Origin of the sequence: Pseudomonas sp. AA-38 (genome assembly GCF_029457475.1) — a bacterium.
Taxonomy (GTDB): Bacteria; Pseudomonadota; Gammaproteobacteria; order Pseudomonadales; family Pseudomonadaceae; genus Aquipseudomonas.
Window position 1 is genome coordinate 2,083,307 of sequence record NZ_CP120359.1, and the last position, 21,893, is coordinate 2,105,199.

Below are 21,893 nucleotides of genomic sequence, written 5' to 3' on the forward strand. Positions count from 1 at the left end.
TTTCGATTGCCAAGGGTGAGGTAACAGATGCGCGAGCAATTGCTGGCGGCAGAGAAGGTTCAGGCAATCGATTGGCATGGTGGTGCGCTCTATCTGCTCGATCAGCGCCTGTTGCCGCAGGAGCAGGTCTGGTTGCGTTTCGATTCGGCTGCCGAGGTGGCACAGGCCATCCGCGACATGGTGGTGCGTGGTGCGCCGGCCATTGGCATCGCCGCCGCCTATGGCGTGGTGCTCGGTGCGCAGGCCTGTCTGGCGGCGGGTGGCGATTGGCGTCAGGCGCTGGAGGCTGACTTCCAGCGGCTGGCGGCTTCGCGCCCGACGGCGGTGAATCTGTTCTGGGCGCTGCAGCGCATGCGTGAGCGGCTGCAGCGTCTGAAAGACGACCAGGGTGTACTGGAGCAGCTCGAGGCCGAGGCGGTGGGCATTCACGCCAGTGATCGCGAAGCCAACCTGACCATGGCGCAACTGGGCATGGAACTGATCCGCAAGCATCAGGGCAGCGAGCAGGTCTTGATGACCCACTGCAATGCCGGCGCTCTGGCTACAGGGGGCTTCGGCACGGCGCTCGGGGTGATTCGCGCGGCCCATCTGGAGGGGCTGGTGGAACGGGTCTATGTCGATGAAACCCGGCCCTGGCTGCAGGGCGCGCGGCTGACGGCCTGGGAGCTGGCCGGCGATGGCGTGCCGGTGAGCCTGAATGTGGATGCCGCTGCCGCGCACCTGATGAAGGTCAAGGGCGTGTCCTGGGTGATAGTCGGCGCCGATCGCATCACCGCCAACGGCGACGTGGCCAACAAGATCGGCACCTATCAGCTTGCGGTCAATGCCATGCACCACGGCGTGCGCTTCATGGTGGTGGCGCCCAGCTCCACCATCGACATGGCGCTGGAAAGCGGCGAAGACATCCCCCTCGAAGAGCGCAGTGGCGATGAGCTGCGCCTGCTGGGCGGGCGGCCGATCGCCGCCGATGTGGCGGTGAGCAACCCGGTGTTCGATGTGACGCCAGCGGATCTGGTGGACTACATCGTCACCGAGAAGGGCGTGGTCGAGCGCCCGGACAGCGAGAAACTGGCGCAATTGATGTGCCGCAAGCGCCTGCACTGAGCCATCCGCCACAGCCAGTGGCGGGGTAGGTGCAGGGCGGGCTTTGTGGTAAGCTCCGGCAGTTTTCATGGGGCCTGCCGGCAGTGATCCCGGCGCCTCTTTAGCGCGGCATAACCCGTTGATTTATCGCGAGTCGTCATGGCCAGGCGCCATGCCGACGAACTTCGTAGCGTTCAGGAAGAATGACGCGGAGTTTCACCAGAAAAAGGAACCAGGCTTCTCATGGGCGAACTGGCCAAAGAAATTCTCCCGGTCAATATCGAAGACGAGCTGAAACAGTCCTATCTCGACTACGCCATGAGCGTGATCGTCGGGCGTGCGCTGCCGGATGCGCGCGACGGCTTGAAGCCGGTCCACCGCCGTGTGCTCTATGCCATGAGCGAGTTAGGCAACGATTGGAACAAGCCCTACAAGAAATCCGCCCGTGTGGTCGGTGACGTGATCGGTAAATACCACCCGCACGGCGATACCGCGGTGTACGACACCATCGTGCGCATGGCCCAGGATTTCTCTCTGCGCTACCTGCTGGTCGATGGCCAGGGCAACTTCGGTTCGGTGGACGGCGACAACGCCGCGGCCATGCGATACACCGAAGTGCGCATGACCAAGCTGGCTCATGAGCTGCTGGCCGACCTGGACAAGGAAACCGTCGATTGGGTGCCCAACTACGACGGCACTGAGCAGATTCCGGCGGTGATGCCGACCAAGGTACCGAACCTGCTGGTCAACGGCTCCAGTGGTATCGCCGTGGGCATGGCCACCAACATCCCGCCGCACAACCTCTCCGAAGTGATCGATGGCTGCCTGGCGCTGATGGACAACGCCGAGCTGACCGTCGATGAGCTGATGCAGTACATCCCCGGCCCGGATTTCCCCACCGCCGGCATCATCAACGGCCGCGCCGGCATCATCGAGGCCTACCGCACCGGCCGTGGGCGCATCTACGTGCGCGCCCGGGTCGAGGTGGAGGACATCGACAAGGTAGGCGGTCGCCAGCAACTGGTGGTGACCGAGCTGCCGTACCAGCTCAACAAGGCGCGTCTGATCGAGAAGATCGCCGAGCTGGTCAAAGAGAAGAAGATCGAAGGCATCACCGAGCTGCGTGACGAGTCCGACAAGGACGGCATGCGCGTGGTGATCGAACTGCGTCGCGGCGAAGTGCCGGACGTGGTGCTGAACAACCTGTACGCCCAGACCCAGATGCAGAGCGTGTTCGGCATCAACGTGGTGGCGCTGGTCGACGGTCAGCCGAAGACCATGAACCTCAAGGACATGCTCGAGGTGTTCGTCCGTCACCGCCGCGAAGTGGTGACCCGGCGTACCGTCTACGAACTGCGCAAGGCGCGCGAGCGTGGCCATATCCTCGAAGGCCAGGCCGTCGCGCTGTCCAACATCGACCCGGTGATCGAGCTGATCAAGAGCTCGCCGACCCCGGCCGAGGCCAAGGAACGCTTGATCGCCACCGCCTGGGAGTCCAGTGCGGTGGAAGCCATGGTCGAGCGCGCCGGTGCTGATTCCTGCCGCCCGGAAGGGCTGGATGAACAATACGGTCTGCGCGACGGCAAGTACTACCTGTCGCCGGAGCAGGCCCAGGCCATCCTCGAGCTGCGCCTGCACCGCCTGACCGGCCTGGAGCACGAGAAGCTGCTGGCCGAGTACCAGGAAATCCTCAGCCTGATCGGCGAGCTGATCCGCATTCTCACCAGCCCCGAGCGCCTGATGGAAGTCATCCGCGAGGAGCTGGAGAAGGTCAAGGCCGAGTTCGGCGATGCCCGCCGTACCGAGATCATCGCTTCGCGTCAGGATCTGACCATCGCCGATCTGATCACCGAGGAAGAGCGCGTCGTCACCATCTCCCACGGTGGCTATGCCAAGAGCCAGCCGCTGGCCGCCTATGAGGCGCAGCGTCGCGGTGGCCGTGGCAAGTCCGCCACCGGGGTGAAGGACGAGGACTACGTCGAACACCTGCTGGTGGCCAACAGTCACGCGACCCTGCTGCTGTTCTCCAGCAAGGGCAAGGTGTACTGGCTGCGTACCTTCGAGATTCCCGAGGCCTCGCGTACCGCCCGTGGTCGCCCGCTGGTCAACCTGCTGCCGCTGGACGAGGGCGAGCGTATCACTGCCATGCTGCAGATCGATCTTGAAGCCCTGCAGCAGAGTGCGGGCGCCGACGAGGATCTGGACGACGAAGGCCTGGTGATCGAAGGTGAGGCCACCGAGGTGGTCGAGGCTGAAGAGGTCGAGGAGGTCGAGGGCGAAACTCCCGAGCTGGTGGCCGAGCCGACCGGTGCCTACATCTTCATGGCCACTGCCTTCGGTACCGTGAAAAAGACCCCGCTGGTGCAGTTCAGCCGTCCGCGCAGTGCCGGCCTGATCGCCCTGAAGCTGGAAGAGGGCGACACCCTGATCGCCGCTGCCATCACCGACGGCGCCAAGGAAGTCATGCTGTTCTCCGATGCTGGCAAGGTGCTGCGTTTCGCCGAGAGCAAGGTGCGCACCATGGGCCGTACCGCCCGCGGTGTGCGTGGCATGCGTCTGGGCAAGGATCAGCGTCTGATCTCCATGCTGATTCCCGAGTCCGGCGCACAGATTCTGACCGCCTCCGAGCGCGGTTTCGGCAAGCGCACCGGCCTGGGCAAGTTCCCCCGTCGCGGGCGTGGTGGCCAGGGCGTGATCGCCATGGTCACCAGCGAGCGTAACGGCAAGCTGGTCGGTGCCATCCAGGTGCAGGACGGCGAGGAAATCATGCTGATTTCCGACCAGGGCACCCTGGTGCGTACCCGTGTCGACGAGGTGTCCAGTTCCGGCCGTAACACCCAGGGTGTGACCCTGATCAAGCTGGCCAAGGACGAGACCCTGGTGGGCCTGGAGCGTGTGCAGGAGCCGACGCCGGTAGAGGAAGACGAGCTGGTCGAAGGTGAAGAGGGCGTTGAAGTCGCCGAAAGCGCCGAGGCACCGGCCATTGACGCCGAGGAAGCTGGCGAGGAGTAAGGTCGGGTTCTGTTGGAGGGGTTTTAGCTGCGACTGTCGCCGCTAAAGCGCCTTCTACGGGTGCGGCAGACAGTTTGGACATGCCACTGCTTGGTGGTGGCGTTCTGTGAATCTGAGAGAGACAGACGTGAGCAAGCGAGCTTTTAACTTCTGCGCCGGCCCCGCCGCGCTGCCGACCGCTGTACTGCAACGCGCCCAGGCCGAGATGCTCGACTGGCAGGGCAAGGGCCTGTCGGTGATGGAGATGAGTCATCGCAGCGACGAGTACGTGGCCATCGCCAGTCAGGCCGAACAGGACCTGCGCGATCTGCTCGCCGTGCCCAACGACTACAAGGTGTTGTTCCTGCAGGGCGGTGCCAGCCAGCAGTTCGCCGAGATTCCGCTGAACCTGCTGCCGGAAGACGGCGTGGCGGATTACGTCGACACCGGCATCTGGTCGAAGAAGGCCATCGAAGAGGCGCGTCGCTATGGCGCCATCAACGTGGCCGCCAGTGCCAAGGCGCACGACTACTTCGCCATTCCCGGACAGAACGACTGGCAACTGTCGAAAGATGCCGCCTACGTGCATTACTGCAGTAACGAAACCATCGGCGGCCTGCAGTTCGACTGGGTGCCGCAGACCGGCGATACCCCGCTGGTGGTGGACATGTCCTCGGACATCCTCTCGCGCCCCATCGACGTGTCGCAGTTCGGTCTGATCTACGCCGGTGCGCAGAAGAACATCGGCCCCAGTGGTCTGGTGGTGGTGATCGTTCGCGAAGACCTGCTTGGCCGTGCCCGCAGTGCCTGCCCGACCATGCTCGACTACAAGGTTTCGGCCGACAACGGCTCGATGTACAACACCCCGGCCACCTATTCCTGGTACCTGTCCGGCCTGGTGTTCCAGTGGCTCAAGGAGCAGGGTGGCGTCGAGGCCATGGAGCGCGTCAACCGCGCCAAGAAGGAGCTGCTGTACAAGGCCATCGACAGCAGCGATTTCTACAGCAACCCCATTGCCCATAACGCCCGTTCCTGGATGAACGTACCGTTCCGCCTGGCCGACGAGAAGCTGGACAAGGTCTTCCTCGCCGGTGCCGATGAGCGCGGCCTGCTCAACCTCAAGGGACACCGTTCGGTCGGCGGCATGCGCGCTTCCATCTACAACGCCGTCGGCCTGGATGCCGTCGAGGCGCTGGTGGCCTACATGGCCGAGTTCGAGAAGGAGCACGGTTGATATGTCCGAGCAGGAGCTGCAGGCGCTGCGCGTGCGCATCGACAATCTGGACGAGCGCATCCTCGAACTGATCAGTGATCGCGCCCGCTGCGCCGAAGAAGTGGCGCGGGTGAAGATGAAGGAACTCAAGGAAGGCGAGTCCCCGGTGTTCTATCGTCCCGAGCGCGAAGCCCAGGTGCTCAAGCGCGTGATGGAGCGTAACCAGGGGCCGCTGGGTAACGAGGAAATGGCGCGGCTGTTCCGCGAGATCATGTCCTCCTGTCTGGCCCTGGAGAATCCGCTCAAGGTGGCCTACCTCGGCCCGGAAGGCACCTTCAGCCAGGCCGCGGCGATGAAGCATTTCGGCCATGCCGTGATCAGTGTGCCGATGGCGGCCATCGACGAAGTGTTCCGCGAAGTGGCCGCCGGCGCGGTGAACTTCGGTGTGGTGCCGGTGGAAAACTCCACCGAGGGTGCCATCAACCACACACTCGACAGCTTCCTCGAGCATGACCTGGTGATCTGCGGCGAAGTCGAACTGCGCATCCACCATCACTTGCTGGTGGGCGAAACTACCAAGACCGACAAGATCACTCGCATCTATTCCCATGCCCAGTCCCTGGCGCAGTGCCGCAAGTGGCTGGACGCGCATTACCCGAACGTCGAGCGCGTGGCGGTGTCCAGCAACGCCGACGCGGCCAAGCGGGTCAAGAGCGAGTGGAACAGCGCGGCCATCGCCGGCGACATGGCGGCCAACCTGTATGGCCTGAGCAAACTGGCGGAGAAGATCGAGGATCGCCCGGACAACTCCACGCGTTTTCTCATCATCGGCAACCAGGAAGTGCCGCCGACCGGCGACGACAAGACCTCGATCATCGTCTCCATGCGCAACAAGCCCGGCGCGCTGCACGAGCTGCTGGTACCGTTCCACAACAACGGTATCGACCTGACCCGCATCGAGACGCGGCCGTCGCGCAGCGGCAAGTGGACCTACGTGTTCTTCATCGACTTCGTCGGTCACCATCGCGATCCGTTGATCAAGGACGTGCTGGAGAAGCTTGCCCAAGACGCTGTGGCGCTGAAGGTGCTGGGGTCCTATCCGAAGGCGGTACTTTGAGCCGCAAGCGTCAAGCCGCAAGCTGCAAGAGGGAAGCAGTTTGTCGCCTGATGCCGGAGGTGCTGCCGTGAGTCGCTTTTTCTTGAAGCTTGTAGCTTGAGGCTTGTAGCTATGCCCTGTGATTTCCTTGCCTTGGCTCAGCCGGGCGTGCAAAAACTGTCCCCTTACGTGCCCGGCAAGCCGGTCGATGAGTTGGCGCGCGAGCTGGATCTCGATCCGGCCGGTATCGTCAAACTGGCCAGCAACGAGAACCCGCTCGGCCCCAGTGACAAGGTGCTGGCGGCGATCCGTGCCGAGCTGGACGAGCTGACCCGTTATCCGGACGGCAACGGTTTCAATCTGAAAACCGCGCTGGCGACCCGTTATGGCGTCGAAGCTGCGCAGGTGACGCTGGGCAATGGCTCCAACGACATCCTCGAACTGGTTGCCCGGGCCTATCTGGCGCCTGGCCTCAATGCCGTGTTCAGCGACTATGCCTTCGCGGTGTATCCCATCGCCACCCAGGCCGTTGGTGCCCAGGGCAAGATCGTGCCGGCCAGGGACTACGGCCACGATCTGGGCGCCATGCTGGCTGCCATCGACGACAAGACTCGCGTGGTGTTCATCGCCAACCCCAACAACCCGACCGGTACCTGGTTCGGTCCGCAGGCCTTGGAGGCCTTCCTGGCCAAGGTGCCGGAGACAGTGCTGGTGGTGCTGGACGAGGCCTATATCGAGTACGCCGAAGGCGATGAACTGCCCGATGGCCTGGATTACCTGGCGCGCTATCCCAACCTGCTGGTTTCGCGCACCTTCTCCAAAGCCTATGGCCTGGCGGCGCTGCGCGTCGGTTACGCCATCAGCTCACCGGCCATCGCCGACGTGCTCAACCGCGTACGTCAGCCGTTCAACGTCAACAGTCTGGCCCTGGCGGCCGCCTGCGCCGCGCTGGCCGATAGCGACTATCTGGCCGAGAGCCGTCGTCTCAACGATGCCGGCATGCGGCAACTGGAAGAGGGCCTGCGCGCGTTGGGCCTTGGCTGGATTCCCTCGAAGGGCAATTTCATCGCCGTCGACTTCGGCCGCGATGCCGCCTCGATCAATCTCGCGCTGCTGCGCGAAGGGGTGATCGTGCGACCAATGGCGGGTTATCGCATGCCGAACTTCTTGCGCGTGTCGATTGGCTTGCCACGGGAGAATGCGCGCTTCCTCGATGCCCTGGGCAAGGTGCTGTCGGCGTGACCGAGACTGTAACGGCAGTGCAACCGAGCCCCCCTAAGATCGGCCGCCTGGTGGTGATCGGTCTGGGTCTGATCGGCGGTTCGTTCGCCAAGGGGTTACGTGAGCGCGGGTTGTGTCGGGAGGTGGTGGGTGTCGATCTGGATCCGCAGTCGCGTCATCTGGCCGTCGAGTTGGGTGTGGTCGATCGCTGCGAGAGCGATTTGGCTCAGGCCTGTCAGGGCGCCGAGGTGATCCAGCTTGCGGTGCCGATCCTGGCCATGGAGAAGGTGCTGGCCGAATTGGCCAAGTTGGAGCTGGGCCAGGCGATTCTCACCGATGTCGGTAGCGCCAAGGGCAACGTGGTGCGCGCCGCGCGCACGGCCTTCTTCGGGCGGGCGGTGCGCTTCGTGCCGGGGCACCCCATTGCGGGCTCAGAACAGAGCGGGGTGGAGGCCTCCAACGGCGAGCTGTTCCGCCGGCACAAGGTCATCCTCACCCCCAGCGAGCACAGCGACGATGCGGCGCTGGAGCTGGTACAGAGCCTGTGGCAAGCGCTGGGCGCGGATGTCGAGCAGATGGACGTGGAGCATCACGACCAGGTACTCGCGGCTACCAGCCATCTGCCGCACCTGCTGGCCTTCACCCTGGTCGACTCGCTGGCCAAGCGCAGCGAGAATCTGGAAATCTTCCGTTATGCCGCTGGCGGCTTTCGCGACTTCACGCGGATCGCCGGCAGTGACCCGGTGATGTGGCACGATATCTTCCTCGCCAACCGCGAGGCCGTGCTGCGCACCCTGGACACCTTTCGCGACGACCTCGACGCCCTGCGCGACGCGGTCGACGCCGGGGACGGGCATCAACTCCTGGGCGTGTTCACCCGCGCTCGCGTGGCCCGCGAACATTTCAGCAAAATTCTGGCCCGCAGGGCCTATGTGGACGCTATGCATTCGACCGATCTGATTTTCCTGGCAAAACCTGGTAGCTCGCTGGCTGGACGTATCCGCGTGCCGGGTGACAAATCCATCTCGCACCGCTCGATCATGCTGGGTTCGCTGGCAGAGGGCACCACCGAGGTCGAAGGCTTCCTCGAGGGCGAAGATGCCCTGGCTACCCTGCAGGCGTTTCGTGACATGGGCGTGGTTATCGAAGGCCCGCATCATGGCCGTGTGACCATCCATGGCGTCGGTCTGCATGGTCTGAAAGCCCCGGCCGGCCCGCTGTACATGGGCAACTCCGGCACGTCCATGCGTCTGCTCTCCGGCCTGCTGGCCGCGCAGCCGTTCGACACCACCCTGACCGGCGACGCCTCGCTGTCCAAGCGCCCGATGAACCGCGTGGCCAAGCCGCTGCGGGAAATGGGCGCGGTGATCGAGACCGGCGCCGAAGGCCGCCCGCCGCTGCACATCAAGGGTGGTCAGCGCCTGACCGGCATGGCCTATGAAATGCCCATGGCCAGCGCTCAGGTCAAATCCTGCCTGCTGCTGGCGGGGCTGTATGCCGCTGGCCGCACCTCGGTGACCGAGCCGGCGCCGACCCGTGACCACACCGAGCGCATGCTGCGTGGCTTCGGCTACCCAGTCAGCGTCGAGGGCAGCACGGCCAGCGTCGAGTCCGGCCACAAGCTGACCGCCACGCGCATCGAAGTGCCGGCCGATATCTCCTCCGCCGCCTTCTTTATGGTTGCCGCCAGTATTGCCGAAGGTTCCGAACTGGTGCTGGAGCACGTTGGCATCAACCCGACCCGTACCGGTGTGATCGACATTCTCAAGCTGATGGGTGGCGATATCAGCCTGGAAAATCAGCGCGAAGTGGGCGGTGAGCCGGTGGCCGACATCCGTGTGCGCGCCGCCAAGCTCAAGGGCATCGACATCCCCGAAGACCTGGTGCCGCTGGCCATCGATGAGTTCCCGGTGCTGTTCGTTGCCGCCGCCTGCGCAGAAGGCCGTACCGTGCTGCGCGGCGCCGAAGAGCTGCGGGTCAAGGAGTCCGATCGCATCCAGGTGATGGCCGACGGCCTGGTCGCCCTGGGCGTCAAGGCCGAGCCAACCCCGGACGGCATCGTCATCGAAGGCGGCGCCATTGGCGGTGGCGAAGTCTGGGCCCATGGCGACCACCGTATCGCCATGTCCTTCAGTGTTGCCTCGCTGCGCGCCAGTGCGCCGATCCGCATTCACGATTGCGCCAACGTCGCCACGTCCTTCCCCAACTTCCTCGCCCTGGCGGCCGAGGTCGGCATCAATGTGGCAGTAGAGGGCAAATCATGAACGCTCCGGTAATCACCGTCGACGGGCCGAGCGGATCTGGCAAGGGCACGGTCTGCGCCCTGCTGGCCAAGCAACTGGGCTGGAATCTGCTCGACTCCGGCGCGCTCTATCGCCTGCTGGCCTTCGCCGCCGGCAACCACGGCATCGACCTGACCAACGAAGAGGCGCTCAAGCAACTGGCGGCGCACCTGGACGTGCAGTTCACCGACAAGCGCATCGTCCTCGAAGGCGAAGAGGTGACCGACGCCATCCGCAACGAGCAGGTGGGGGCGGGGGCTTCCATGGTCGCTTCCCTGCCGGCCGTGCGCGAAGCGCTGCTGCAACGTCAGCGCGCTTTCCGGGAAATGCCGGGTCTGGTGGCCGATGGGCGGGATATGGGTACCGTGGTGTTCAGCGACGCGCCACTCAAGGTTTTCCTCACCGCCAGCGCCGAGGAGCGTGCCCGTCGCCGCTACCTGCAGTTGAAGGGCAAGGGCGATGATGTTAATCTCGCGAGTCTTCTTGATGAGATACGGGCGCGCGACGAGCGTGATACCCAGCGCGCGGTGGCACCGCTCAAACCGGCAACCGATGCGCTGGTGCTGGATTCCACCGAACTTTCCATCGAGCAGGTGCTGGAACGAATTCTGAGCGAGGTCGCCGCGCGCGACCTCGCCGGGTAAAAGAACCCTCTGGGGTTCACCAGAGCCACGGTTGCCTTAAACCGACAGGTTCGCAAGGAGGCATGCGGGAGACCAGTCCTAGTCCCGCAGGCCTCTTTTTACATGAACGAACCCACATTGTCTGGAGTGTGGTTTGGGCGAATCCCCGCCCTTGATCAACAGGAATCAACATGAGCGAAAGCTTTGCAGAACTTTTTGAAGAAAGCCTGAAATCCCTCGACATGCAGCCGGGCGCCATCATCACCGGCATCGTGGTCGACATCGACGGTGACTGGGTTACCGTACACGCCGGCCTGAAGTCCGAGGGCGTCATCCCGCTCGACCAGTTCTTCAACGAACAAGGCGAGCTGACCATCAAGGTCGGTGACGAAGTCCACGTCGCGCTGGACGCGGTTGAAGATGGCTTCGGTGAAACCAAGCTGTCCCGCGAGAAAGCCAAGCGCGCTGAATCCTGGCTGGTTCTGGAAGCTGCGTTCAACGCTGAAGAAGTGGTCAAGGGCGTCATCAACGGTAAGGTCAAAGGCGGCTTCACCGTTGACGTCAACGGCATCCGCGCGTTCCTGCCGGGTTCCCTGGTCGATGTCCGTCCGGTGCGTGATACCACTCACCTGGAAGGCAAAGAGCTGGAATTCAAGGTCATCAAGCTGGACCAGAAGCGCAACAACGTTGTCGTTTCCCGTCGTAGCGTCCTGGAAGCCGAGAACAGCGCCGAGCGCGAAGCTCTGCTGGAATCCCTGCAGGAAGGCCAGCAGGTCAAAGGTATCGTCAAGAACCTCACCGACTACGGTGCGTTCGTTGACCTGGGCGGCGTAGACGGCCTGCTGCACATCACCGACATGGCCTGGAAGCGCATCAAGCACCCGTCCGAGATCGTCAACGTTGGCGACGAGATCGACGTCAAGGTTCTGAAGTACGATCGCGAGCGTAACCGCGTTTCCCTGGGTCTGAAGCAACTGGGCGAAGATCCGTGGGTTGCCATCAAGGCTCGTTACCCGGAAAACACCCGCGTCATGGCGCGCGTCACCAACCTCACCGACTACGGCTGCTTCGCTGAGCTGGAAGAAGGCGTTGAAGGTCTGGTGCACGTGTCCGAAATGGACTGGACCAACAAGAACATCCACCCGTCGAAGGTCGTCAACGTCGGCGACGAAGTGGAAGTCATGGTTCTGGACATCGACGAAGAGCGTCGTCGTATCTCCCTGGGTATCAAGCAGTGCAAGACCAACCCGTGGGAAGACTTCTCCGGTCAGTTCAACAAGGGTGACAAGATCTCCGGCACCATCAAGTCGATCACCGATTTCGGTATCTTCATCGGCCTGGACGGCGGCATCGATGGTCTGGTTCACCTGTCCGACATCTCCTGGAACGAGCCTGGCGAAGAAGCCGTGCGTCGCTTCAAGAAGGGCGACGAGCTGGAAACCGTCATCCTGTCGGTTGACCCGGAGCGTGAGCGTATCTCCCTGGGTATCAAGCAACTGGAAGACGATCCGTTCAGCAACTACGTTTCCCTGAACGACAAAGGCAGCATCGTGCGCGGCACCGTCAAGGAAGTCGACGCCAAGGGCGCCATCATCGACCTGGGCAACGAGATCGAAGCCACGCTGAAAGCCTCCGAAATCAGCCGTGACCGCGTCGAAGACGCGCGCAACGTGCTGAAAGAAGGCGACGAAGTAGAAGCCAAGATCATCAGCGTTGACCGCAAGTCCCGCGTTATCAGCCTGTCCATCAAGTCGAAAGACGTCGAGGACGAGAAGGACGCGATGAAGGAACTGCGCAACAAGCAAGACGTTGAAAGCACCGGCCCGACCACCATTGGTGATCTGATCCGTGCTCAGATGGAAAGCCAGAACTAAGTTCGGCTGATTCATCGCAGAAAAGGGCGACCCTCGGGTCGCCCTTTTTCATTTCTGCCGCTCTGCGTTCCTTTGCGCGCGATGGCGCATCTCGCGGGCAATGCTGGCAAACTTGCGGTTCGTTTTCTCAGGAGTCAGACAGTCGATGCCCGCCAGCCCGGAATTGTCCCCCGGCCTCATCGTCATCCACGGTAACCATCTGGAGGAGCTGCGTGCGCTCTCGGTGGCCTGGATGCGCCGCTATCCCTTGCGGCCGCTGGAGAACGAGGTGCTGCTGGTGCAGAGCAACGGCATCGCGCAGTGGCTCAAGCTGGCCCTGGCCGAGAACGACGGCTGTGGCATCGCCGCTGCACAGCAGGTGGAGCTGCCGGCGCGTTTTCTCTGGCAGGCCTATCGCAGTGTATTGGGCAAGGAGGCGATTCCTGCGCAGTCGCCGCTGGACAAGGCACCGCTGACCTGGCGCCTGATGCGCCTGCTGCCGGGGCTGCTGGCCGAGGAGGCCTTCGCGCCGTTGCGTCGCTTCCTGGCCGACGATCAGGACTTGCGCAAGCGCTATCAGTTGGCCGAGCGCCTGGCCGATCTGTTCGACCAGTATCAGGTTTACCGCGCCGATTGGCTGGAGGATTGGGCCAACGGGTTGGATCGTCTGCGCACCTCGCGCGGCGGTGAGCGCCCACTGGACCAGGCTTCGCTCTGGCAGCCTGCCTTGTGGCGGGCGCTGCTGGCCGATGTCGGGCCGCAGCACCTGGCTGAGAGCCGCGCCGGCGTGCATCCGCGCTTCGTCGCCCACCTTGGCACGCTGGATAGCCGGCCCGCCGGCCTGCCCCGGCGGATCACGGTGTTCGGCATTTCCTCGCTGCCAGCGCAGATGCTCGAGGCGCTGGCAGCCATGGCGCGCTTCAGCCAGGTGATGCTCTTCGTGCACAACCCCTGTCAGCACCACTGGGGCGATATCGTCGAAGACAAGGATCTGCTGCGCCACCAGTACCGCCGCCAGCGGCGCAAGGGCGACCCTGGCGGGCAGATAGGCCTGTTCGACGAAGTGGAAATGCACCAGCATGCCCAGCCGTTGCTGGCCGCCTGGGGCAAGCAGGGGCGCGACTACATCAATCTGCTGGATCAGTATGACGAGCCGCAGCGTTACCGTGAGCAGTTCGAGCGCATCGACCTGTTCAGCCCGCCTGCGGACGACTGCCTGCTGGGCCAGTTGCAGCACGACATCCTCGATCTGCGCACGCTGGCGGAAAGCCGCAGCACCTGGCCGCCGGTACAGCCAGAGCAGGATCAGTCGCTGCGTTTCCATGTGGCGCACAGTGCGCAACGCGAGGTGGAAGTGCTGCACGATCAGCTACTGGCCCGTTTCAGTGCCGATTCGAGCCTGCGCCCGCGTGACGTGATCGTCATGGTGCCGGACGTCAATGCCTACGCGCCGCACATCCAGGCGGTGTTCGGCCAGTTCGCCAGCGATGATCCGCGCTTCATTCCCTTCACCCTGGCCGACCAGGGGTTGCGCGGCAAGGAGCCGCTGGTGATTGCCCTGGAGCACCTGCTGCGCCTGCCGGAGAGCCGTTTCAGCGTCAGCGAGATTCTCGACCTGCTGGATGTCGCCGCGCTGCGTGCCCGTTTCGCCATCAGCGAGGAACAACTACCGACCCTGCGCCGCTGGCTGGAGGGCGCCGGCATCCGCTGGGGGCTCGATGCCCAGCAGCGCGAGGCACTTGGTGTCGGCCAGGGGCTGGAACAGAACACTTGGCGTTTCGGTCTGCGCCGCATGTTGCTGGGCTATGCGGTGGGGCGCGGCGAAGCCTATGCGGATATCGAGCCCTTCGACGAGATCGGCGGGCTCGATGCCGCTCTGATCGGCCCGCTCGACCGCTTGCTCGACGCCCTCGAGCGTCTGCTGCAAGCCTTGCATGAACCGGCTGCCCCGATGCTCTGGGGGCAGCGTCTGCGTGATTTGCTGGATGATTTCTTCCTCGCGCAGGACGAGCGCGACGAGGTGCTGCGCAACCAGTTGTTGGAAGCCCTCGATACCTGGCTGGAACTCTGCGACGGCGCTGGGCTGGAGGAGGCTCTGCCGCTGGCGGTGGTGCGCGAAGCCTGGCTTGGCGGTCTCGATCAGGGCCGTCTCAGCCAACGCTTTCTCACCGGTGCGGTGAACTTCTGCACCCTGATGCCCATGCGCGCGATCCCCTTCCGCCAGGTCTGCCTGCTGGGCATGAACGACGGCGACTACCCGCGCAGCCAGGCGCCGCTGGACTTCGATCTGATGGCCGGCGATTACCGCCCAGGCGATCGCTCGCGCCGTGAGGACGACCGTTACCTGCTACTGGAGGCGCTGCTCGCCGCCCGCGATCATCTCTACATAAGCTGGGTCGGGCGCAGTGTGCGCGACAACAGCGAGCGGCCGCCCTCGGTACTGATCGGCCAACTGCGCGATCACCTGGCCAACGCCTGGCGTCTGCACGATGGCGGCGATCTGTTGCAGGCGCTGACCACCGTGCACCCCTTGCAGCCGTTCAGTCGGCGCTACTTCGGCGCCGATCCGCAGCTCTTCAGCTATGCCCACGAGTGGGCTGCCCTGCATGGTCAGGCATCGCCGGCACTGCTCGAGAGTGCGTTGCCGGTGTGGGAGGAGGGGCGCACCCTGACCCCGGAGCTGCTGCAGAGCTTTCTGCGCGATCCCGTCCGCTGCCTGTTCAGTCGCCGCCTCAAGGTGTACCTGGATGAACAGGCGCAGCCTCGCTTGGACAGCGAACCCTTCGCCCTGGACGGCCTGGCGCGTTACCAGTTGCAAGAGCGTCTGCTCAAGGCGGCCTTGTTGGCGGATGACGAAGCGCCCGAGCAGGCACTGACCAGTGCCGCCGAACGTCTGCGGCGCAGCGGCGTGCTGCCCCTGGCTGGCTTCGGTGAACAGTACCGCCAGGCCTTGCTAGCCCCCTTGCCAGCACAGGTTCAGCGTTACCGGATGCTGCGTAACGCTTGGCCAGAGGTGATCGACTCACCCTTGGCGTTGCATTACGTGCAGGGCGAAGTGCTGCTTGAGGGCTGGCTCAGTGGCCTGCGCCGAGGCCGCGATGGCACGCTGGCCAGCTTGCAGATGCTGCCTGGGGCGCTGGCCAAGGACGGCGCCTGGAAGTGGCACCGCCTGCTGCGACCCTATGTGCTGCACCTGATCGCCTCGGCCTGCGAACATCCGCTGACCACCCTGCTGGTGGGCGAGGATCAGGCGCTGGCCTTCGACCCGGTGCCGCTCGAACGTGCCCGTGAGGTGCTCGATGCCTGGCTGCAGGGCTGGGTCGAGGGCATGTGCGCGCCGCTACCGGTGGCCCTGAAAACTTCTCTGGTCTGGTTGCTCGACGGCAACGAGGATAAGGCGCGCAGCGCCTACGAGGGCGCCTTCAAACAGACCGGAGAGGTTCAGGCCAATGCCTGCCTGGCCCGCCAGTTCCCGGATTATGCCGCCTTGACCGCTGACGGCGGCTTTGCCGAATGGAGCGAACGTCTGTATCGGCCCTTGCTCGACAGTGAGCCGCGCGCGCTCGGGGAGGTGACGCCATGAGTGCCGCGCAACGCCCTCTGGCCCTGCGTTTTCCCCTGCATGGCAGCCGCCTGATCGAGGCCAGCGCCGGTACGGGCAAGACCTACACCATTTCCGCGCTGTATTTGCGTCTGATCCTGCGCTACGGTGGCGAGGCGGCCTTCGCCGAGCCGCTGCTGCCGCCGCAGATACTGGTGGTGACCTTCACCGATGCCGCCACCCGCGAGCTGCGCGACCGCATTCGTGCCCGCCTGGTGGAGGCGGCGGCGGTTTTTCGCGGTGACCGTGAAGGCGATGCCTTGCTGGCGACGCTGCGCGATGACTTCTCCGAGGCACAGTGGCCCGATTGCGCGCGGCGCCTCGAGCTGGCCGCGCAATGGATGGACGAGGCGGCAGTGTCTACCATCCACGGCTGGTGCCAGCGCATGCTGCGCGAACATGCCTTCGACAGCGGCAGCCTGTTCAGCCAGACCCTGGAAACCGACCACAGCGAGCTGCTCGCCGAGGTGGTGCGCGATTACTGGCGGCAGCATTGCTATCCCTTGCAGGGCGCGGCATTGAGCTGGGTGGCGCAGCAGTGGGGCACGCCGGATGCGCTCGGTGAGCGGCTACGGCCGCTGCTGGGCGAGGCGGATCAGGCTCAGGGGCAAGCGCTGGGTGAGTTGCTCGAACAGGCACTTGCCGAGCGCGAAACCGAACTGGCTGCGCTCAAGGCGCCCTGGACGAAGTGGGCCGATGAACTGCAACTGCTGCTGGACAAGGCTGTTGCCGACAAACAGGTGGACGCGCGCAAGATCCAGGCGCGCTACTACAACCCCTGGCTGCACAAGTTGCGCGAATGGGCGGGCAGCGACGAGGCTGCGCTCGATCTGGGCAGCGGCTTCAAGCGCCTGACCCCAGATGGTCTGGCCGAAGCCTGGAAGGGCGAGTTACCGCAACATCCGGCGCTGGTCGCCATGGCCGGTCTGGAAGCACGCCTGGCGGCGCTCAGTGACCCTGCCGAACCGGCGCTGCGACACGCGGCCGCCTGGGTGCGGGCGCGTTTCGACTGGGAAAAACGCCAGCGCGCCGAGATGGGCTTCGACGACATGCTCATCCGTCTCGATGCCGCGCTGCAAGGGGAGAACGGCGCGCGCCTGGCCGAGGTCATCCGCTGCCAGTTTCCGGTGGCGATGATCGACGAATTCCAGGACACCGACCCGCTGCAGTACCGCATCTTCGATACCCTCTATCAGGTCGAAGCCAACCGCGCCGACTGTGGCCTGTTCATGATCGGCGACCCCAAGCAGGCCATCTATGCCTTCCGTGGCGCTGACATCCACACCTATCTGCGTGCGCGCCGCGCCACCCAGGGGCGCCACTACAACCTGGAAACCAACTTCCGCTCCAGTCAGGCCGTGGTGGAGGCGGTCAATGCTCTGTTCCTGGCGGCCGAGCGGCGTGAGAGTGGCGCGGGGGCCTTCCTGCTGCGTGACGATCTGCCATTTATCGAGGTGGGTGCGCAAGGCCGCCCGGAGAGCTGGACGGTGCAGGGCCAGTGCCAACCGGCACTGACGGTCTGGCACCTGCACAGCGACGAGCCGCTGTCGAAGAAGGCCTACGTGGAGGCCATGGCCGCCTCCGCAGCCAGCGAAATCACCGCGTTGCTCAATCAGGGGCAACGTGACCAGGCCGGTTTCCTCCGCGGCGCTGAGTTGAAAGCCCTGCAACCCAGCGATATCGCCGTGCTGGTGCGTGACTTCAGCGAGGCCCAGGCGATCCGTGGTGAGCTGGCGGCGCGCGGTGTGCGCAGCGTCTATCTATCGGACAAGGACTCGGTATTCGCCGCCCAGGAGGCGCGTGACTTGCTGCTGTGGCTGCGGGCCTGCGCCGAGCCGGATCAGGATCGTCCGCTGCGCGCCGCCCTGGCCAGCGCCACCCTGGGTCTGCAGTTACAGGAGCTGGAAGGGCTCAACCTCGACGAGCGCACCTGGGAACGGCGCGTCATGCAGTTTCGTGCCTATCGCCAGTGCTGGCAGCGCCAGGGTGTGCTGCCGATGCTGCGCCAGTTGCTGCAGGACTTCGAGCTGCCGCAACGGCTGATGGGGCGTGACGATGGCGAGCGGGTGTTGACCAACCTGCTGCACCTGGCCGAGCTGCTGCAACAGGCCGCCAGCGAGCTGGATGGCGAGCAGGCGCTGATCCGCCATCTCGGCGAACTGCTGGCAGGCGAAGGGCGGGGCGCCGATGAGCAGGTGCTGCGTCTGGAAAGCGACGAGTCTCTGGTGCGGGTGGTGACCATCCACAAGTCCAAGGGCCTGGAGTACCCGCTGGTATTCCTGCCCTTCATCTGTGGCTTCCGCCCGCTGGATGAGAAGAAACCCATGCTGGTGCAGGACGGCGAGCGCCGACGCCTGCTGCTCAAGGCCGACGAAGCGGCGCTCGAACGTGCCGAGCGTGAGCGCCTCGGCGAGGACCTGCGCCTGCTCTACGTGGCGCTGACCCGTGCGCGGCATGCCTGCTGGCTCGGGGTGGCGGATCTGAAAATCGGCAACGCCAGGAAGTCGCGGCTGCATCAATCCGCGCTCGGTTATCTGCTAGGCGGCGGCGATGCCTTGGCGCAGAGCGCCGACCTTGGGCGTTGGCTGGAGCGCTTCGAGCAGGCTCCAGGCAGTGTGCTGTTGCCGTTGCCCGAAGCGAGCGACGAGCGTTATCGGCCGCTGGCGGCATCGGCGTTCCAGGCCCACTGGCGCACGCCATCGCGGCGCGCTGCCGAGCATTGGTGGATCGCTTCCTACAGTGCGCTGCGCCTGGAGGAGGGGGACTCGTCGGGCGTGCAACGGCATGAAGATGCCGCGCCTGACAGCGCCGCCATGCAGAATGCCAGCGATGACGAACCGGCCACGCCGGTAGCGCTGCCCCTATCGGTGGCGGCGCAGGGGCTGCATCGTTTCCCGCGTGGGCCGAACCCCGGTACTTTCCTCCATGGCCTGCTGGAGCTGGCGGCCAGTGAAGGCTTCGCGCATCTGCTTGGCAAGCCTGATGTGCTGCGTGACCTGCTGGCCCGGCGCTGCCAGCGTCGTGGCCTCGAGGCCTGGATCGAACCGCTGCAGGACTGGCTGCTGGCACTGCTGCAACAACCGTTGAAGCTGGTCGGCGGGAATGCGGCCAGCCTGGCACGGCTGGACGACTATCAGGCCGAGCTGGAGTTCTGGTTCGAGGCGTGTCAGGTGGATGTGCAGCGCCTGGATGCCCTGGTGCAGCGCTTCGAGTTGCCGGGGCAGGCGCGGCAACCGCTACGCGCCGACCGCCTCAATGGCATGTTCAAGGGCTTCATCGATCTGGCCTTCGAGTACGGGGGGCGCTATTACGTGCTTGATTACAAATCCAACTGGCTGGGCGGCGACGAACAGGCCTATACCCAGGCGGCCATGACCGACGCCGTGCTCGAGCATCGCTACGACCTGCAATACGTCCTCTATGTGCTGGCCCTGCACCGGCAGTTGCGCCTGCGCCTGCCGGATTACGACTATGACCGGCACCTGGGCGGGGCGCTCTTCCTGTTCCTGCGCGCACCTGCCTGCGGGCAGTACCAGGCGCGGCCGGCACGCGAGCTGATCGAACAGCTCGATGCACTCTTTCTCGGCGCTGCAGAGGAGGTGCGGGCATGAATTCGGCTCTGGCTTCGCGCGAGGCGCTCTTCGCCCTGCTGGCCTCCTGGAGCGAACGTGGCTGGCTGCGCGAGCTGGACCGCTCGTTGGCGCAGTTCCTTGCCGAACTGGATGAATCGGCATCTCCTCTGCTGCTGTTGGCCGCTGCCCTGGCCAGCCACCAGTTGGGGCAGGGTCACGTCTGCCTGGACCTGGCGGCTACCTTGAACGACCCGGACTTCGCGCTCTCGTTGCCACCGGAGGGCGAAGAGGCCGAGCAGTTGCTGTTGCCTTCGCAGGTGCTGCAGGGGCTGACGCTAGAGCACTGGCTCGAAGCCTGCCGCTCCAGCACCCTGCTGGCACCGGCGGCGCCGCTGGTATTGCGTGGCAGTTGCCTGTACCTGCGGCGTTACTGGGATTATGAGCAGCGCGTCGCCGGGCAGATTCGCGAGCGCCTGCAAAGGCCAGCGCAGGAGCCGGCGCAACTGGCCGCGCGCCTGGCCCGGCTGTTCCCCGAGCCCCTGATGGTGGCGGGCGAGCGCCTGACCGACTGGCAGAAACTGGCCTGCGCCCTGGCGGCACGCGGGTGTTTCACCCTGATAACCGGCGGGCCGGGCACCGGCAAGACCACCACTGTGGTGCGCTTGCTGGCGCTGTTACAGGAAGCGGCCATGGCCGAGGGGGCTGCGCTGCGCCTGAGCCTGGCCGCGCCCACCGGCAAGGCAGCGGCGCGCCTGACCGAATCGATTGGCGCTCAGGTGGCGTCCTTGCCGTTGGACGAGGCGATCAAGCTGCAGATTCCCACTGCAGTGACCACCTTGCACCGCCTGCTCGGCAGCCTGCCGGACAGCCGCCACTTCCGTCACGATGCCAGCAATCCGTTGCCGTTGGACGTGCTGGTGGTGGACGAAGCCTCGATGATCGATCTGGAGATGATGGCCAATCTGCTCGACGCACTGCCGGTACATGCGCGGCTGATTCTGCTGGGGGACAAGGATCAGCTCGCCTCGGTGGAAGCCGGCGCTGTGCTGGGTGATCTCTGCCGGGATGCCGAGCAGGGTGGCTACAGTGCGCAGACGTTGGCCTGGCTCGAGTCGCGCACGCAGGAGCCCTTGCCTGAAGGCAGTCTGAGGCAAGGCGAGCAGCCATTGGCGCAGCATATCGTCATGCTGCGCCACTCCCGACGCTTCGACAGTCGCTCGGGCATCGGCCAGTTGGCCTTGGCAGTCAATGCCGGTGAGGCTGATCAGAGCAAAGCGGTGCTGACGGGGGGCTATGGCGATCTGCACCGGCTGCTTCTGACTGGCGAGCAGGATGGAGCGCTTGAGTCTCTGCTGCTCGACGGCATCGGCCAGCAGGCGCAGGGCTATCGACACTATCTGCAGGTACTGCATGCGCGGCGGCCGGCACTCGAGGCAGCGAATCTGCAATGGGATACCTGGGCGGCAGCGGTGCTGGCGGCCTTCGACCGCTTTCAGTTGCTCTGTGCCGTGCGCAAGGGGCGCTGGGGCGTCGAGGCGATGAACCAGCGCATCGCCCAGGCGCTGCACGTTGCCGGTTTGCTGGACGCCGATCAGGGTTGGTACGAAGGCCGCCCCGTTCTGGTGACGCGCAACGACTACAGCTTAGGTCTGATGAACGGGGATATCGGCATCGCGCTGAAGCTGCCGGACGAGGAGGGCGGCCAAAGGCGCCTGGTGCTGCGTGCGGTCTTTCCGCGCAACGATGGCAGTGGCGAGCTGCGGCATATCCTGCCCAGCCGGTTGAGCGCGGTGGAAACCGTATTCGCCATGACCGTGCACAAGTCCCAGGGCTCGGAGTTCGAGCATTGCGCACTGCTGGTGCCCGACACGCTCAACCCTGTGTTGACCAAGGAACTGCTTTATACCGGTATCACTCGCGCCAGAAACTGGTTCAGCCTGATCGAAAGCCGTGCCGGCATCTTCGAGCAGGCGCTGCAGCGTCGCGTCGAGCGCCGTAGCGGTCTGCGCGAGGCGCTCGAGTCACCCAGGTAACAAAACTGCAAAATAAGCTTGACGCGCATTCTGCTGGCGGTAGAATGCGCGCCACTTCAGCGATGAAGCGCTTCAAAAACTGCTTGTTAATCAATAAGTTAAGTTAAATGAAGGGCTTGCAAGGCTGGGTATGGCGTGTAGAATGCGCGCCGGTCGACAGGGTGGTGTTTGAGTCCTGTTGGTGGTTCGATCGAATGGATCGAAAGCGGTTTGTAAAGAGGTGGTTGACAGCGGTTTTGAACGCTGTAGAATGCGCCTCCCGCTGGAGAGAAGAAGTTCTGATCGAAGGCGCAAGTGGTTGAGTAGAAAGAAAAAATTCTTTTGA

11 protein-coding genes are annotated in these 21,893 nt (G+C 64.4%); all 11 read left to right on the forward strand.

Annotated elements, in window-relative coordinates; all coding sequences use genetic code 11:
- Positions 1–27 precede the first annotated feature (27 nt).
- The 11 genes from mtnA to recD all read left to right on the forward strand — a co-directional run bounded on the left by mtnA (position 28) and on the right by recD (position 21,568).
- Positions 28–1,104 carry an S-methyl-5-thioribose-1-phosphate isomerase gene (gene mtnA / locus PVE35_RS09535; protein WP_277374481.1) on the forward strand — a complete coding sequence of 359 codons (1,077 nt, stop codon included), beginning with the start codon at positions 28–30 and terminating at the stop codon, positions 1,102–1,104.
- A gap of 222 nt (positions 1,105–1,326) precedes the next feature.
- On the forward strand, positions 1,327–4,095 hold the full coding sequence (gyrA, locus tag PVE35_RS09540) for a DNA gyrase subunit A (protein ID WP_277374482.1): 2,769 nt from the start codon (positions 1,327–1,329) through the stop codon (positions 4,093–4,095).
- Positions 4,096–4,222: 127 nt separating this feature from the next.
- A complete protein-coding gene (gene serC / locus PVE35_RS09545) occupies positions 4,223–5,308 on the forward strand; it encodes a 3-phosphoserine/phosphohydroxythreonine transaminase (protein WP_268177906.1) in 1,086 nt (361 codons plus the stop codon).
- 1 nt (position 5,309) lies between these two features.
- Positions 5,310–6,404 (forward strand): prephenate dehydratase, encoded by a 1,095-nt coding sequence (pheA, locus tag PVE35_RS09550; RefSeq protein WP_268177905.1) that lies wholly within the window; start codon positions 5,310–5,312, stop codon positions 6,402–6,404.
- Between the two features lie 111 nt (positions 6,405–6,515).
- A complete protein-coding gene (hisC, locus tag PVE35_RS09555; RefSeq protein ID WP_277374483.1) occupies positions 6,516–7,625 on the forward strand; it encodes a histidinol-phosphate transaminase in 1,110 nt (369 codons plus the stop codon).
- Positions 7,622–9,868, forward strand: coding sequence for a bifunctional prephenate dehydrogenase/3-phosphoshikimate 1-carboxyvinyltransferase (locus PVE35_RS09560; RefSeq protein WP_277374484.1), 2,247 nt, complete (start codon positions 7,622–7,624; stop codon positions 9,866–9,868). Before hisC ends, PVE35_RS09560 begins: the two co-directional genes overlap by 4 nt.
- A complete protein-coding gene (gene cmk / locus PVE35_RS09565) occupies positions 9,865–10,530 on the forward strand; it encodes a (d)CMP kinase (RefSeq protein ID WP_268177902.1) in 666 nt (221 codons plus the stop codon). The genes PVE35_RS09560 and cmk overlap by 4 nt, the downstream gene beginning before the upstream one ends.
- A gap of 170 nt (positions 10,531–10,700) precedes the next feature.
- Positions 10,701–12,383, forward strand: coding sequence for a 30S ribosomal protein S1 (gene rpsA, locus PVE35_RS09570; protein WP_268177900.1), 1,683 nt, complete (start codon positions 10,701–10,703; stop codon positions 12,381–12,383).
- A gap of 145 nt (positions 12,384–12,528) precedes the next feature.
- A complete protein-coding gene (recC, locus tag PVE35_RS09575; RefSeq protein WP_277374485.1) occupies positions 12,529–15,945 on the forward strand; it encodes an exodeoxyribonuclease V subunit gamma in 3,417 nt (1,138 codons plus the stop codon).
- The gene (gene recB, locus PVE35_RS09580; RefSeq protein ID WP_277374486.1) at positions 15,942–19,574 is read left to right on the forward strand and encodes an exodeoxyribonuclease V subunit beta; all 3,633 of its coding nucleotides are present in this window, start codon (positions 15,942–15,944) and stop codon (positions 19,572–19,574) included. The genes recC and recB overlap by 4 nt, the downstream gene beginning before the upstream one ends.
- A complete protein-coding gene (gene recD, locus PVE35_RS09585; RefSeq protein ID WP_277374487.1) occupies positions 19,571–21,568 on the forward strand; it encodes an exodeoxyribonuclease V subunit alpha in 1,998 nt (665 codons plus the stop codon). Before recB ends, recD begins: the two co-directional genes overlap by 4 nt.
- The last annotated feature ends 325 nt before the right edge of the window (positions 21,569–21,893 follow it).

Excerpts from the sequence above, each read along its gene's own strand:
- mtnA (WP_277374481.1), top strand. The coding sequence starts at position 28 with ATGCGCGAGCAATTGCTGGCGGCAGAGAAGGTTCAGGCAATCGATTGG.
- gyrA (WP_277374482.1), top strand. The coding sequence starts at position 1,327 with ATGGGCGAACTGGCCAAAGAAATTCTCCCGGTCAATATCGAAGACGAG.
- pheA (WP_268177905.1), top strand. The coding sequence starts at position 5,310 with ATGTCCGAGCAGGAGCTGCAGGCGCTGCGCGTGCGCATCGACAATCTG.
- hisC (WP_277374483.1), top strand. The coding sequence starts at position 6,516 with ATGCCCTGTGATTTCCTTGCCTTGGCTCAGCCGGGCGTGCAAAAACTG.
- cmk (WP_268177902.1), top strand. The coding sequence starts at position 9,865 with ATGAACGCTCCGGTAATCACCGTCGACGGGCCGAGCGGATCTGGCAAG.
- rpsA (WP_268177900.1), top strand. The coding sequence starts at position 10,701 with ATGAGCGAAAGCTTTGCAGAACTTTTTGAAGAAAGCCTGAAATCCCTC.
- recC (WP_277374485.1), top strand. The coding sequence starts at position 12,529 with ATGCCCGCCAGCCCGGAATTGTCCCCCGGCCTCATCGTCATCCACGGT.
- recB (WP_277374486.1), top strand. The coding sequence starts at position 15,942 with ATGAGTGCCGCGCAACGCCCTCTGGCCCTGCGTTTTCCCCTGCATGGC.
- recD (WP_277374487.1), top strand. The coding sequence starts at position 19,571 with ATGAATTCGGCTCTGGCTTCGCGCGAGGCGCTCTTCGCCCTGCTGGCC.